The following is a 13,182-nucleotide window of genomic DNA, read 5'->3' on the forward strand; positions in this document are numbered from 1 at the left end:
CCTCCCGAGGATTAGCAAAGGCTGCCCTAATTTTTCGAAGGCTACCCTATATTTCCATGGCGAAGCACACGTACCCCGAGGGAGCCCGTCGGTGACTCCGACCACACCGCTGCACACTGAATCCGCAGCTCAATCCGCATCGCTGCCGGGTTTCGTCCCGTTCCCCACCGACCGCGCGCAGGCGTACCGCGCTGCCGGGTACTGGGCCGGCCGACGCCTCGATTCCGTGCTGCGCGACGCCGCGCAGCGCTGGCCCGCGCGCACCGCCGTCGTCGACGCCACCGGCAGCGCCACCTATCACGAGCTCGACCGGTCCGCCGACCGCGCCGCCGCCGGCTTCGCCGCCCTGGGGATGGCGCCGGGCCAGCGGGTGCTGCTGCAGATGCCCAACGGCCGCGCCTTCGCCGTCGCACTGTTCGGGCTGCTGCGCGCCGGGGTCGTCCCGGTCATGTGCCTGCCTGGTCACCGGCTGGCCGAGATGAGCCACTTCGCCCGGGTCGGCGATGCGGTGGGCCTGGTGATCGCCGATTCAGCGGGCGGGTTCGACTACCGGGCCATGGCCGCCGACCTGGTGCGCGACCATCCCGCGGTGCGGCACGTGGTGGTCGACGGCGACCCCGGGGAGTTCGTCTCACTGGCCGACGTCTGTGCCGCATCCGGTCCGGCGCCGGCGCTGCAGGCCGATCCGGGCACCCCCGCGGTGCTGCTGGTGTCCGGCGGCACCACCGGCTTCCCGAAGCTGATCCCGCGGACCCACGACGACTACGTCTACAACGCCACCGCCAGCGCCGAGCTGTGCGCGCTGACCGGTGACGACGTCTACCTGGTGGCGCTGCCCGCCGCGCACAACTTTCCGCTGGCCTGCCCCGGCATCCTCGGCGCGCTGTCGGTGGGCGCGACCGTGGTGTTCACCGCAGATCCGAGCCCGGAAGCCGCGTTCGCCGCGATCGACCGGCACCGGGTCACGGTGGTCGCGCTGGTGCCCGCCCTGGCCAAACTGTGGGCGCAGGCCTGTGAATGGGAGCCGCTGCGGCCGACCTCGCTGCGGCTGCTGCAGGTCGGCGGCGCGAAACTCGGCGCAGAGGACGCCCGCCTGGTCCGCGGCGCGCTGACCGCCGGGGTGCAGCAGGTCTTCGGCATGGCCGAGGGGCTGCTGAACTACACCCGCATCGGTGATCCCGACGAGGTGGTCGACACCACCCAGGGCAGGCCGCTGTCGGACGACGACGAACTGCGGGTGGTCGACGAGGCCGGCCGCGACGTGCCGGACGGCGAGGAGGGTGAGCTGCTGGTCCGCGGGCCCTACACGCTCAACGGCTACTTCAACGCGCCCGAGGTCAACGAGCGGTCCTTCTCCCCCGACGGGTTCTACCGCACCGGTGACCGGGTGCGGCGGTACGCCGACGGTGCGCGCGCCGGATACCTCGAGGTGACCGGCCGGGTGAAGGACGTGATCCACCGCGGCGGCGAGACGGTCTCCGCGCTCGACCTCGAGGAGCACCTGCTCACCCACCCGTCGATCTGGTCGGCCGCCGCGGTCGCGCTGCCCGACGAGTATCTCGGCGAGAAGATCTGCGCCGCCGTGGTGTTCGCGGGCCCGTCGATCACGCTCGCCGAGCTGCACGCCTTTCTCGACGGGCGCGGGGTGTCCGCGCACGCGCGTCCCGACGTGCTGGTGCCGATGCCGTCGCTGCCGACCACCGCGGTCGGCAAGATCGACAAGAAGGCGATCGTCGCGCAGCTCGCTTAGGTGCTGCGCAGCCGGACGCGGCCCAGCACCGGCTCGGCGGCCACGGTCGTGAACGGCACCGCCATCGGGAACTCCTCGCCGAGCGATTCGATGTCGTAGCGGCGGAGCAGGGTGGCCAGGGCAAGTGTCGCCTCGAGCATGGCGAAGTGATCGCCGATGCAGCTGCGCGCTCCCGCGCCGAACGGCAGGTACTGCCAGCGGCTCCGGCCGGCCGAGCGGTCCGGCGCGAAGCGGTCGGGGTCGAACTCCGCCGGGTTGTCCCACAGTGCCGGATCCCGATGCAGGGCATATATTCCCACGACGATGATCGAACCCGCTTCGACCCGGTGGCCGTCGACCTCGATGTCGCGCACCACCATGCGGCCGGTGGTCGACGCCGGCGGGCACAGCCGCAGCGACTCGTGCAGCACCTGGACGGTGTAGGGCAGATGCGGCACGTCGTCCGGAGTCAGTTCCCGGTCACCGACGGCGGCGGCCTCGGCCCGCACCCGATCGGCCATGTCGCGGTGGCGGCCCATCGCCCACAGCGCGTAGGCCAGCGTCGTCGCGGTGGTGTCGTGGCCGGCGAGCATGAACACCAGCAGTTCGTCGGCGATCTCGTCGTCGGTGAGCGCGCGTCCGGTCTGCGGGTCGGTGGCGTCGAGCAGCGCGCGGACCAGCGGAGCGTCCCTGGTGTCGTCGGCGCGGCAGGCCCGCAGCGGACCCGCGGCCATCGCGTGCAGGGTCCGGCTCGCGGCCCGGGCCCGGCGCCGGGCCGGGGTGGGCAGCCAGCGCGGCGCCCGGACCGGCCGCGCGCCACGGTCGGCGGCGTAGGTCAGCGCGGTGCGCAGCGCCTCCCCCACCTCGTCCGCGTGCGCGTCGAGGTCCTCACCCAGCACGGACCGTCCGAGCGCGCGCAGGGTGAGCAGCCGCGACTCGTGGTCGAGGTCGACCAGCGCGGCGTCGCCCCAGCGGCCGCCGACCATCTCCGCGGCCTGGGCCATGTGCCCGCCGAACACCCGCACCGCCTTCTTGGTGAACAGCGGCTGCAACAGCCGCCGCCGCGGCGCCCACGGTTCGTTGGGCAGTACGAACAGGTTCGCCCCCAGCACGCCGCGCACCTCCTGGTGCACCCGCATGCGGTCGGTGGCCGACCGGTCGGCCGTCAGCACGTCATGAGCGCCCTGCGGGGAGGTCACCACGACGACCGGCGGAGTGAGCCACCGCGGGCCCACCTTCAGCCGGGTGACCGGGCCGCCCGCATCGCGCAACTGCTCGACGCCGGTGTGGAAGGCCCGGATCGCCTGAAGCTGTCGCCGAAACGGCAGCGGATTGACCGGCACGGGCGGAAGCTCGTCGAGCGACCGGGCGGTCCCGGCGGCGGAGACCTCGGCGGCGTGCGTCATGGGTCAAGATCACCACGACGGACGTCGGGCGGGCCTCACCCGAACGAATGAGATCTACCGCTGCGGCACCAGGTGCGGCGCCAGGGTGGTGAGCTTCTCGCAGGTCTCCTCGAACTCCCGCTCCGGTGTGGACGCCGCGATGATGCCGGCGCCGGCGCGCAACCACGTCCGGCCGTCGGCCTCGTAGGCCGCGCGCAGCGTGAGTGCGGCGTCCATCGCCCCGTCGGCCGAGAACATCACGACTGCACCGGAATACAGCCCCCGGCCGGCGTCGTCGAGCCGCAGGATCGCCTCGACGCTCTCCGCCTTCGGGATGCCCGAGGCGGTGACGGCGGGAAACAGCGCCTCCAGCGCGTCCATCCGGTCCTTGGCCGCCTGCAGTCGACCCGTCACGGTGGACCCCAGGTGCTGCACGCTGCCGCGTTCACGGATCGTCATGAAGTCCGACACCATCGCGCTGCCGGGTTCGGCCACCTCACCGATCTCCTCGAGCGACAGGCGAACCGAGATCGCATGTTCGACAATCTCTTTGGGGTTGGATTCGAGGTCGGCCCGGGCGGCTCGGTCGAGGTCGGCGCCCCGCCCCAGGGCCCGCGTCCCGGCCAGCGGCTCGGTCACCACGGTGCCGTCGTGACGCACCGCCGCCACGAGTTCGGGGCTGTAGCCGAGTGCCCGCACCCCGCCCAGATGCAACAGGAACGACCGCGCCGGCGTGTTGTGGTGGCGGCCGAGGCGGTAGGTGGCCGGGAAGTCGACGGTGAACGGCACGTCGAAGCGGCGCGAGAGGATGACCTTCTGGTAGCGGCCGTCGCTGATCTCGCCGATCGCGGCAGCCACCCGGTTGCGGTAGTCGTGGAGGTCCTCCCGCACGTCGACCGGGCTGGGTGTCGGCAGGGCGCCGATACCCGTGCGCAGCACTCGCTGCACCGTCGCGAGATGGCGGTCCTCGGCGCCGATCAGGCAGATGCCGGAGTCGTTGACGATGAATTGCGTACGCGCCCACATCAACCGCGCCAGCGGCGTCCCCGGCCGCAACCGTTCGGCGAGGCCGAAACGGTAGGTCCCGAATTCGAAGGCCACCCAGCCGAAGAGCCGATCGGTCTCCAGCAGCAGCCGGTCGATCACCTCGCCGAGCACCGCACCCGGCCGGCCGGACCAGGGCTGCCGCTGGACCACCGAATCCGCTACGACGCGCAGTTCGTCGGAGTCGAGTTCCACGACCGCGCGCGGGCCGCAGGCCAGCATCCACTCGCCGTCGCGTTCGTAAACGACGTAGTCCTCGCCGTCGTGCTCAGGGATGGCCCGGGCGAGTTCGGCGACGACGTCGACCGGCGCCATGCCGCGCGGCAAGGAGAACATGAGCGACTCGGTGTTGTGGCTGCTCGTCTCGACTGACACGGGAAGTAAATGTAGCCTAACCTTTCCCGCAACGGCAGCCCACGCACTTTGCCAGGGCCACCGGCAGCGAGCGCACGGTTGTGGTACGCAAACGAGTAAGGGCGTCGACAACCGTGCAGTCGGCGACGACGCTCAGTCGTCGAGCAGCGTGCGCACCACACCGTCGGCGAGCAGCCTGCCGCGGTCGGTCAGGACGAGTCGCTCACCCTCGACGCGCGCGAGCCCCTCGGCCACCACGGCGTCGACCCGCACCCGTTCGGGAGCGGTGAGCACGGCCAACGGCAGACCGGAGCGCAGCCGTAGCCGCAGCATCACGTCCTCGAGGTGCCTGGCGGCGTCATCGAGCACCTCGAAATCCGCGACCGGCAGCGCCCCCGAGGCCAGAGTTTCGGCATACGCGTTGGGATGCTTGACATTCCACCATCGGGTGTCGCCGAGGAAGCCGTGGGAGCCCGGGCCGGCGCCCCACCACTGTCCGCCGTCCCAGTAGCCGAGGTTGTGCCGGCACTCGCCGCCGGGGCGCGCCCAGTTCGACACCTCGTACCAGTCGAACCCCGCCTGCGCGAGGTGCCCGTCGAGCAGTTCGTACCGGGCGGCCAGCACGTCGTCGTCAGGCGCCGCGATCTGACCACGCCGCACCCGCCGGGCCAGCGCGGTGCCGTCCTCCACCACCAGCGCATACGCCGACACGTGGTCCACCCCCGCCTCGATCACCGCCTCGACCGAGCGCCGCAGATCGTCGTCGGTCTCCCCGGGCGTGCCGTAGATCAGGTCGAGGTTGACGTGACCGAACCCGGCCGCGCGGGCCTCCCCCGCCGCCGCGAGCGCCCGGCCGGGCGAATGAACCCGGTCCAGTACGGCCAGCACATGGCGGGCGATCGACTGCATGCCCAGCGACACCCGGGTGTATCCGGCCGCCAGCAGCGCGTCGAACAGTTCCGGGCCCGAGGACTCCGGGTTGGCCTCGGTGGTCACCTCCGCGCCGGGCGCCAGCGTGAAGTGCTCCCGCACCGCGTCCAGCACCGCGGCCAGCCGGGCGCCGCCCAGCAGCGACGGTGTGCCGCCGCCGACGAACACCGTGTCCACGGGCGGCGGCGTCCCGAGGGCGTGCGCGGCCAGCACCAGCTCCGCTCGCAGCGCGGTGAGCCAGCTGTCGGGGTTCGCGCCGCCGAGTTCGGCCGGGGTGTAGGTGTTGAAGTCGCAGTAGCCGCACCGCGTCGCACAGAACGGCACGTGAACATAGATGCCGAACGGCCCGCCGGGTGTCGCGGCGAGGGCGGGTGCGCGCACGGGCGCGGTTCGGACGGTCACCCCGTCCATGGTCCCAGGTTCTACCGCCCGGTGCGCTCGCGGTGCTTACACCCCGGCCAGCAGCACGGCCGGCGCTTTCCCTCCTCGAGCTCCTCCTGGGTGCGGCGGATGCGGCGCTCCCGGGTCTTCTGCTGTTTGGCGTCCTCGACCCAGCAGATGAACTCGTTGCGGGCCAGCGGCGTGATGTCCTCCCACTTGGCCAGCACCTCGGGGTTGCCGATCAGCGCGGCGCGCAGATCGTCCGGCAGCTCGTGCACGACCCCACCCGGCACCGCCTTCACAGCCATGGGAGCGAGCTTAGATGGCGCATCGGCGCGGCCGGTGCCGTACTGACTCCCGCGCCGGACCCGCCGAGTTCCGCGCACGATGAGCGCAACTATCGCCCCATTAGGGCGTGCGGGCCCGACCATGGCACAATTGAGGCCGTGACCGCTGCCCTCATCCTGCGCACCCGCGTGCGACTGGTGGCTCGGCGGCACGTCGACTTCAAGCGCGTGTGTAGCTGCTGTTGTCTCCCTTGATGCGTGCGATCTAGGACCCAGCCCACCGAAAGACCTTCAGCTGGCCGCCGGATCTGCGCCGCCGGACAGCCCTCCGGTGATTCAGCGCGTTCCCAACGCCGGCTCCCAGAGGAGCCAGACACCACCATGACCGAGACGACCACGGCGAAGTCCCGCCCCGCCAAGCCTGTGAAGCGCCCCCGCGGCGAGGGACAGTGGGCGCTGGGCTACCGCGAACCCCTCAACGCCAACGAGCAGTTCAAGAAGGACGACGACGCGCTCAACGTGCGCTCGCGGATCCTCGACATCTACTCCAAACAGGGCTTCGCCAGCATCGACAAGCAGGACCTGCGCGGCCGCATGCGCTGGATGGGTCTCTACACCCAGCGCAAGCAGGGCTACGACGGCACGTGGACCGGCGACGAGAACACCGACATGCTCGAGGACTCGTACTTCATGATGCGGGTCCGCTGTGACGGCGGCGCCCTGAGCACCGCCGCGCTGCGCACCCTCGGCGAGATCTCCACCGAGTACGCCCGCGACACCGCCGACATCTCCGACCGCGAGAACGTCCAGTACCACTGGATCCGCATCGAGGACGTCCCGGCGATCTGGGACAAGCTGGCCGCCGTCGGCCTGCAGACCACCGAGGCCTGCGGCGACTGCCCCCGCGTGGTCCTCGGCTCCCCGCTGGCCGGTGAGTCCCTCGATGAGGTGCTCGACCCGACGTGGGCGGTCGACGAGATCGTGCGCCGCTACATCGGCAACCCGGAGCTGTCGAACCTGCCGCGCAAATTCAAGACCGCGATCTCCGGTCTGCAGGACGTGGCCCACGAGGTCAACGACGTCGCGTTCATCGGTGTCGTGCATCCCGAGCACGGGCCCGGGCTGGACCTGTGGGTCGGCGGCGGACTGTCGACCAACCCCATGCTGGCCCAGCGGGTCGGGGTGTGGGTGCCGCTCGAGGAGGTCCCCGACGTCTGGGAGGCCGTCACCTCGATCTTCCGCGACTACGGCTACCGCCGGCTGCGGTCCAAGGCGCGGCTGAAGTTCCTGATCAAGGACTGGGGCGTCGAGAAGTTCCGCGAAGTCCTCGAGACCGAGTACCTCAAGCGGCCGCTGATCGACGGACCGGCACCCGAGCCGGTCAAGCATCCGATCGACCACGTCGGCATCCAGCGGCTCAAGAACGGGCACAACGCCGTCGGCGTCGCCCCGATCGCCGGTCGCGTGTCGGGCACCATCCTGTCGCAGGTGGCCGATCTGGCCGAGGCGGCCGGATCGGACCGGGTGCGGTTCACCCCGTATCAGAAGCTCGTGATCCTCGACGTGCCCGACGACAAGCTCGACGCGCTGGTCGCCGGCCTCGACGCGCTGGGGCTGCCGTCGCGGCCGTCGCACTGGCGCAAGAACCTGATGGCGTGCACGGGCATCGAGTACTGCAAGCTGTCGTTCGCCGAGACCCGCAAGCGTTCGCAGGTGCTGGTACCCGAGCTGGAGAAGCGGCTCGACGACATCAACGCCCAGCTCGATGTGCCGATCACCATCAACATCAACGGCTGCCCGAACTCCTGCGCCCGTATCCAGGTCGCCGACATCGGGTTCAAGGGCCAGATGGTCGACGACGGCGACGGTCCGGTCGAGGGCTTCCAGGTGCACCTTGGCGGCAGCCTGGGCCTGGACAGCGGATTCGGCCGCAAACTGCGTCAGCACAAGGTGCTCTCCACCGAACTCGGCGACTACATCGACCGGGTGGTTCGCAACTTCGTGAAACAACGCGAGCAGGGTGAGCGTTTCGCTACGTGGGCCCTACGAGCGGACGAGGCGGATTTGCGATGAGCGCTTGCGCGAAGAGCGGAGTACAGCGATGAGTGTGATGACGGATATCGACCTGCAGCAGTTGGCGGAGCGTGGCGCGGCCGAACTGGGCCCCGACGCCTCGGCCGAGGATCTGCTGCGCTGGACCGACGAGCATTTCGGCGGTGATTACGTCGTCGCGTCGAACATGCAGGACGCGGTGCTGGTCGACCTGGCCGCCAAGGTGCGTCCCGGTGTGGACGTGCTGTTCCTCGACACCGGCTACCACTTCGCCGAGACCATCGGCACCCGCGACGCCGTCGAATCGGTCTACGACATCACCGTCGTCAACGTCACCCCGGAGAAGACGGTCGCCGAACAGGATGTGCTGTTCGGCAAGGACCTGTTCGCCCGCGAACCCAATGAGTGCTGCCGGATGCGCAAGGTGGAACCGCTGAGCAAGGCGCTGCGCGGCTACTCGGCCTGGGTGACCGGCATCCGCCGCGTGGAGGCGCCGACCCGCGCCAACGCGCCGCTGATCAGCTGGGACAAGGCATTCGGGCTGGTGAAGATCAACCCGATCGCGGCGTGGTCCGATGAGGAGATGCAGGCCTACATCGACGCCAACGGCATCCTGGTCAACCCGCTGGTCGATGAGGGCTACCCGTCGATCGGGTGCGCGCCGTGCACGGCCAAGCCGGTCCTGGGCGCCGACCCGCGCAGTGGGCGCTGGCAGGGTCTGGCCAAGACCGAATGCGGCCTGCACGCATCCTGAGGCGACCGTGACCCTGATCCTGACCGCCCACGGCAGCGTCGATCCGCGGTCGGCCGCGGTGACCCGGGCTGTGGCCGGCCGGATTCGGCGGTTGCGCCCGTGGCTGCACGTCGAGGCCGCATTCCTCGAGAAGACCGCTCCGAGCCTGGCCGACGTGCTGGCCCGCACCTCCGACGACCCGGTGGTGGTGCCGTTCCTGCTGGCCGACGCCTATCACGCCCGCAGCGACATCCCCGCGGTGATCGAGGCGTCGAACCGCCCCGTCCGGCAGGCCGGTGTGCTGGGTGAGGACCCGGCGCTGCTGGCGGTCGCCCGGCACCGGCTCGCCGAGGCCGGGGTCTCCCCCGACGACGAGGAGCTCGGCGTGCTCGTGGTGGCGGTCGGCTCGTCGCGGGCGGCGGCCAACGCCCGCACCGCGACGGTGGCGTCGGCCCTGTCGGCCGGCACCCGTTGGGTGGGCGCCGACACCGGCTTCGCGACCGGGCCGTACGCGAACCTGGCCGGCGCCGCCGAAGGGCTCCGCGCCCGCGGCGCCCGCCGCGTGGTGCTCGCCCCGTGGTTCCTCGCCCACGGCCGCATCACCGACAGGGTCGCTGAATTCGCTGCGGCACAGGGCTTCCGGTTGGCCGAGCCGCTGGGCTCACACAACCTGGTGGCCGCCACGGTGCTCGACCGCTTCGACGCGGCGACCGCCGCGCTGGCCGCCGCGTAGTCAGCTCAAGTAGGCCGCACCCGGAATCGCCGAGCCGTCCCGGGGCCCGACGGCTGTCGTCTCAACCGCTCCCGTGTTACTGCGCGTCCGCGCACGCCTGCCTCGCGGCCTGCACGCATAGTGGTGGTGCTCGCCGCCGCCCGGTTGTTCTGGGCGGCGCACAGCATGCACCGTTCGAGCCGGCACTTCACCATGTCGACCGCGGTGCGACTGCCGTGGCTGATCCCGGGCAAGTTCCTGACGTCAGTGGTCTACGTGCCGATGGCGGTGCTCGGCGTCCCGGTGTGGCTGATCTTCCTCGGGCAGGCCGTCGTGCTGCTCCTCCAGTTCCCGCCGCACACCGAACGCATCGGAACCTTGCCTCGCGCAATCGAGTTCGTGGTCAACGCGCCGTCGCACCACCGCGTGCGCTACGGGCTCACCCACGACATCGACACCTACAACCCGGTCAAGGTGAACTACCGCGAGTTCGCAGCGATGGTGCGCGACGTCTGGCGGGCCGAGACCTGGCGCGGCCGGCTCGGCTACCTGCTGGCCCCGCCCGGTGGCGCGAACCGCCACACGTCGCACCACCCGTCGATCAGCCGGAAGCCTTAAGTTCGCGCTGAGTCCAGCCCTCCCGGCAACCTCCGACAACCGGTACTACTACCGGAATGCCCGCCGCACCGCGTGTCGACTTCTGTTGTCGCTGAACCGCTTCTCCAAGTCCGCGTTCAGCCACACAGAAATGAGTCCGCACCGTGTCGGTATATCTCGACCTCACCCATGACGAGCCCAGGGTGGGGACACCGGTCCCCGTCTCACCGAGCGGAGTCTGGCGCGGGCGGTTGACCCGAGCGGCCCTGCCGGTGCTGTCACTCGTCGTGTTCTTCGCCGTCTGGCAGCTTGCCGCCGCCAGCGGCATCTGGAACCAGACCTTCGTTCCGTATCCGCGCACCGTGTGGCAGGCCTTCCTCGACATCTCCGGCACGCACGACGGGGTCCGCGGATACGCGGGCTTCCTGCTGTGGGAGCACCTCTACATGACGTTGCGGCGGGTGCTGGCCGGCGTCGTCATCGGCGTGCTCCTCGGGGTGGCCCTCGGCCTGGTGATGGGTTCGGTGGGTTGGGTTCGCAGCGTCCTCGAACCCTGGCTGACGTTCCTGCGCGCGTTACCGCCGCTGGCCTACTTCTTCCTGCTGGTGATCTGGCTGGGCATCGACGAGGCGCCCAAGATCACTCTGCTGGCGCTCGCGGCGCTGCCGCCGGCCGCGGTCGCCACCACCGCGGCCGTGGTCGCCGCACCGGTCGGCCTGCAGGAGGCCGCCCGCGCCCTCGGCGCCTCCCGCCGCGAGGTGATCCGCGACGTGGTGGTCCCGTCGGCGCTGCCGGAGACCTTCACGGGCATCAGGCTCGCGGTCGGCATGGCTTACTCGTCGGTGGTGGCCGCGGAACTGTTCAACGGCATCCCCGGAATCGGTGGATTGGTCAAGGACGCAAGCAATTACAACAACACTCCCGTCGTGCTCGTCGGCATCTTCGCCATCGGTGGCTCCGGCCTGATCATCGACGGACTTCTACGCGCGGTGGAGCGCCGCGCTGTTCCGTGGAGAGGAAAGATATGAATGCCAGAACGCTGCTCGCGGCGCTGATCGTCACGACGACGACGCTCACCGGGTGCGCAGTCGAGCAGTCGGGTCAGCAGCCCGACAAGCCCACGATCCGCGTGGGCTACCAGACCTTCCCGAGTGGCGACCTGATCGTCAAGAACAACCGCTGGCTCGAAGAGGCGTTGCCCGAGTACAACATCAAGTGGACGAAGTTCGACTCCGGCGCCGATGTCAACACGGCGTTCATCGCCAAGGAACTCGACTTCGGCGCGCTGGGTTCCAGCCCCGTCGCCCGCGGACTGTCCGAGCCGCTCAACATCCCCTACCAGGTCGCCTTCGTGCTCGACGTGGCCGGGGACAACGAGGCGCTGGTGGCGCGCGACGGCACCGGAATCGACACGATCGGCCGGCTGCGGGGTAAGCGCGTCGCCACGCCGTTCGCGTCGACGGCCCACTACAGCCTGCTGGCGGCGCTGTCCCAGAACGGACTGTCGCCCGCCGACGTCGCGCTGGTCGACCTGCAGCCGCAGGCGATCCTGGCGGCGTGGGAGCGCGGTGACATCGACGCCGCCTACACGTGGCTGCCTACGCTGGACCAGCTGCGCACGAGCGGCAAAGACCTGGTTACCAGCCGACAGCTCGCCGAGAGCGGCAAGCCGACGCTGGACCTGGGCGTGGTCTCCGACGAGTTCGCCGCCGCTCACCCCGAGGTCGTCGACATCTGGCGTCAGCAGGAGTCTCGGGCACTCACCCTGATCCGCGACGATCCCGCTGCTGCCGCCAAGGCCGTCGCCGCCGAGATCGGGCTGTCCCCTGCCGAAACGGAAGGCCAGATCGCCCAGGGCGTCTTCCTGACGCCCGGTGAGGTCGCCTCCGCCGAATGGCTGGGCACTGACGGCAAGCCGGGCAACATCGCGGTCAACCTGCACAGCGCCTCGCAGTTCCTCGCCGACCAGAAGCAGATCCCGGCGGCCTCACCCCTGCAGACCTTCCAGGACGCGATCTACACCAAGGGGCTACCCGATGTCCTCGGCCAGTGACGCCGCGATCCGCATCACCGCGGTATCGCACCGCTACGGCACCGGCCGTAACGAGGTCACGGCACTGGGCCCGCTCGACCTGACCATCGAACCCGGCACCTTCCTCGTGCTGGTCGGCGCATCGGGATGCGGTAAGAGCACGCTGCTGCGGCTGCTCGCCGGCTTCGAGTCGCCCAGCGAGGGCTCGGTGGCCGTGTCCGGATCGCCCCCGGCGCCCGGCGTCACCGCGGGCGTGGTGTTCCAGCAACCGCGGCTGTTCCCGTGGCGCACGGTCGGCGGCAACGTCGACCTCGCGCTGAAGTACGCCGAAGTGCCCCGTGACCGTCGCACCGCGCGACGCGAAGAACTGCTCAGCCGCGTGGGACTGGAGGGCACCGCCGGCCGCAAGGTCTGGGAGATCAGCGGCGGCCAGCAGCAGCGTGTCGCGATCGCCCGGGCGTTGGCGGCCGAGACCCCACTGTTCCTGCTCGACGAACCGTTCGCGGCACTGGACGCGCTGACCCGGGAACGCCTGCAGGAGGACGTTCGTCGGGTCAGCGCCGAATCCGGTCGCACCACCGTGTTCGTCACCCACAGCGCCGACGAGGCCGCCTTTCTCGGGTCGCGCATCGTGGTGCTGACGCGGCGGCCGGGCCAGATCGCCATGGACCTGTCCGTCGATCTCCCGCGCACCGGCGTGGACGCCGACGACATCCGCCGATCGACCGAGTACACCGAGCTCAGGGCCGAGGTCGGGCGCGCCGTCCGAGCCGCCGCGGCGTGAAAGACTCACGCTGACTTCAGCTCTGGTGTGCGATCCCCGCCCGACCTAGCGTCCGAGTGACCCCACGTCTGCTCTTCGAGATTGGCGCACCATGTCCGAGATCACCGCTGTCCCAGATTCTTCACCACAGCCTCCGACGCCGGCCAACGGCCACTTCTGACG

Annotated in this window: 13 protein-coding genes; 9 read left to right on the forward strand and 4 right to left on the reverse strand. The window is 70.5% G+C overall.

All coding sequences use genetic code 11. The features are described 5' to 3' along the window. The first annotated feature begins 109 nt into the window (after nucleotides 1-109). A complete protein-coding gene (locus tag E4P42_RS11965) occupies nucleotides 110-1,750 on the forward strand; it encodes an AMP-binding protein (protein WP_245233994.1) in 1,641 nt (546 codons plus the stop codon). Here the strand turns inward: E4P42_RS11965 and E4P42_RS11970 are convergent. The 4 genes from E4P42_RS11970 to E4P42_RS11985 all read right to left on the reverse strand — a co-directional run bounded on the left by E4P42_RS11970 (nucleotide 1,747) and on the right by E4P42_RS11985 (nucleotide 6,131). After that, on the reverse strand, nucleotides 1,747-3,135 hold the full coding sequence (locus tag E4P42_RS11970) for a cytochrome P450 (protein WP_135126280.1): 1,389 nt from the start codon (nucleotides 3,133-3,135) through the stop codon (nucleotides 1,747-1,749). The two genes, E4P42_RS11965 and E4P42_RS11970, sit on opposite strands and share 4 nt — an antisense overlap. A 54-nt stretch (nucleotides 3,136-3,189) precedes the next feature. Beyond that, nucleotides 3,190-4,494 (reverse strand): salicylate synthase, encoded by a 1,305-nt coding sequence (locus E4P42_RS11975; protein ID WP_135126348.1) that lies wholly within the window; start codon nucleotides 4,492-4,494, stop codon nucleotides 3,190-3,192. Nucleotides 4,495-4,665: 171 nt separating this feature from the next. Then, on the reverse strand, nucleotides 4,666-5,844 hold the full coding sequence (gene hemW / locus E4P42_RS11980; RefSeq protein WP_135126281.1) for a radical SAM family heme chaperone HemW: 1,179 nt from the start codon (nucleotides 5,842-5,844) through the stop codon (nucleotides 4,666-4,668). A 20-nt stretch (nucleotides 5,845-5,864) separates the two neighbouring features. Next, nucleotides 5,865-6,131, reverse strand: coding sequence for a YdeI/OmpD-associated family protein (locus tag E4P42_RS11985; protein WP_135126282.1), 267 nt, complete (start codon nucleotides 6,129-6,131; stop codon nucleotides 5,865-5,867). 168 nt (nucleotides 6,132-6,299) lie between these two features. Here E4P42_RS11985 and E4P42_RS27680 point away from each other — a divergent pair, with 168 nt between their 5' ends. From E4P42_RS27680 to E4P42_RS12020, 8 genes are all read left to right on the forward strand, one after another. After that, complete coding sequence (locus tag E4P42_RS27680; protein WP_371287024.1) at nucleotides 6,300-6,365, forward strand: Ms4527A family Cys-rich leader peptide; 66 nt, start codon at nucleotides 6,300-6,302, stop codon at nucleotides 6,363-6,365. Nucleotides 6,366-6,491: 126 nt separating this feature from the next. After that, on the forward strand, nucleotides 6,492-8,183 hold the full coding sequence (locus E4P42_RS11990; protein ID WP_135126283.1) for a nitrite/sulfite reductase: 1,692 nt from the start codon (nucleotides 6,492-6,494) through the stop codon (nucleotides 8,181-8,183). 28 nt (nucleotides 8,184-8,211) lie between these two features. Continuing rightward, entirely contained in the window at nucleotides 8,212-8,916 is a 705-nt protein-coding gene (locus E4P42_RS11995) for a phosphoadenylyl-sulfate reductase (RefSeq protein WP_209305760.1), read from the forward strand. A gap of 7 nt (nucleotides 8,917-8,923) precedes the next feature. Further along, entirely contained in the window at nucleotides 8,924-9,628 is a 705-nt protein-coding gene (locus tag E4P42_RS12000) for a sirohydrochlorin chelatase (protein WP_167759461.1), read from the forward strand. A gap of 120 nt (nucleotides 9,629-9,748) precedes the next feature. Next, nucleotides 9,749-10,225 (forward strand): sterol desaturase family protein, encoded by a 477-nt coding sequence (locus E4P42_RS12005; RefSeq protein ID WP_245233991.1) that lies wholly within the window; start codon nucleotides 9,749-9,751, stop codon nucleotides 10,223-10,225. 143 nt (nucleotides 10,226-10,368) lie between these two features. Further along, nucleotides 10,369-11,232 carry an ABC transporter permease gene (locus E4P42_RS12010; protein WP_135126285.1) on the forward strand — a complete coding sequence of 288 codons (864 nt, stop codon included), beginning with the start codon at nucleotides 10,369-10,371 and terminating at the stop codon, nucleotides 11,230-11,232. Continuing rightward, a complete protein-coding gene (locus tag E4P42_RS12015; RefSeq protein ID WP_135126286.1) occupies nucleotides 11,229-12,257 on the forward strand; it encodes a glycine betaine ABC transporter substrate-binding protein in 1,029 nt (342 codons plus the stop codon). The genes E4P42_RS12010 and E4P42_RS12015 overlap by 4 nt, the downstream gene beginning before the upstream one ends. Beyond that, nucleotides 12,241-13,020 (forward strand): ABC transporter ATP-binding protein, encoded by a 780-nt coding sequence (locus E4P42_RS12020; protein WP_135126287.1) that lies wholly within the window; start codon nucleotides 12,241-12,243, stop codon nucleotides 13,018-13,020. The genes E4P42_RS12015 and E4P42_RS12020 overlap by 17 nt, the downstream gene beginning before the upstream one ends. Nucleotides 13,021-13,182 lie beyond the last annotated feature (162 nt).

Source organism: Mycobacterium sp. PS03-16 (assembly GCF_004570325.1).
Classification (GTDB): Bacteria; Actinomycetota; Actinomycetes; order Mycobacteriales; family Mycobacteriaceae; genus Mycobacterium.

Coding starts and splice junctions, on each gene's coding strand:
- E4P42_RS12020 (WP_135126287.1), top strand. CDS start 12,241: ATGTCCTCGGCCAGTGACGCCGCGATCCGCATCACCGCGGTATCGCAC.
- E4P42_RS11970 (WP_135126280.1), bottom strand. CDS start 3,135: ATGACGCACGCCGCCGAGGTCTCCGCCGCCGGGACCGCCCGGTCGCTC.
- E4P42_RS12015 (WP_135126286.1), top strand. CDS start 11,229: ATGAATGCCAGAACGCTGCTCGCGGCGCTGATCGTCACGACGACGACG.
- E4P42_RS11990 (WP_135126283.1), top strand. CDS start 6,492: ATGACCGAGACGACCACGGCGAAGTCCCGCCCCGCCAAGCCTGTGAAG.
- E4P42_RS11995 (WP_209305760.1), top strand. CDS start 8,212: ATGAGTGTGATGACGGATATCGACCTGCAGCAGTTGGCGGAGCGTGGC.
- E4P42_RS11985 (WP_135126282.1), bottom strand. CDS start 6,131: ATGGCTGTGAAGGCGGTGCCGGGTGGGGTCGTGCACGAGCTGCCGGAC.
- E4P42_RS11975 (WP_135126348.1), bottom strand. CDS start 4,494: ATGTTCTCCTTGCCGCGCGGCATGGCGCCGGTCGACGTCGTCGCCGAA.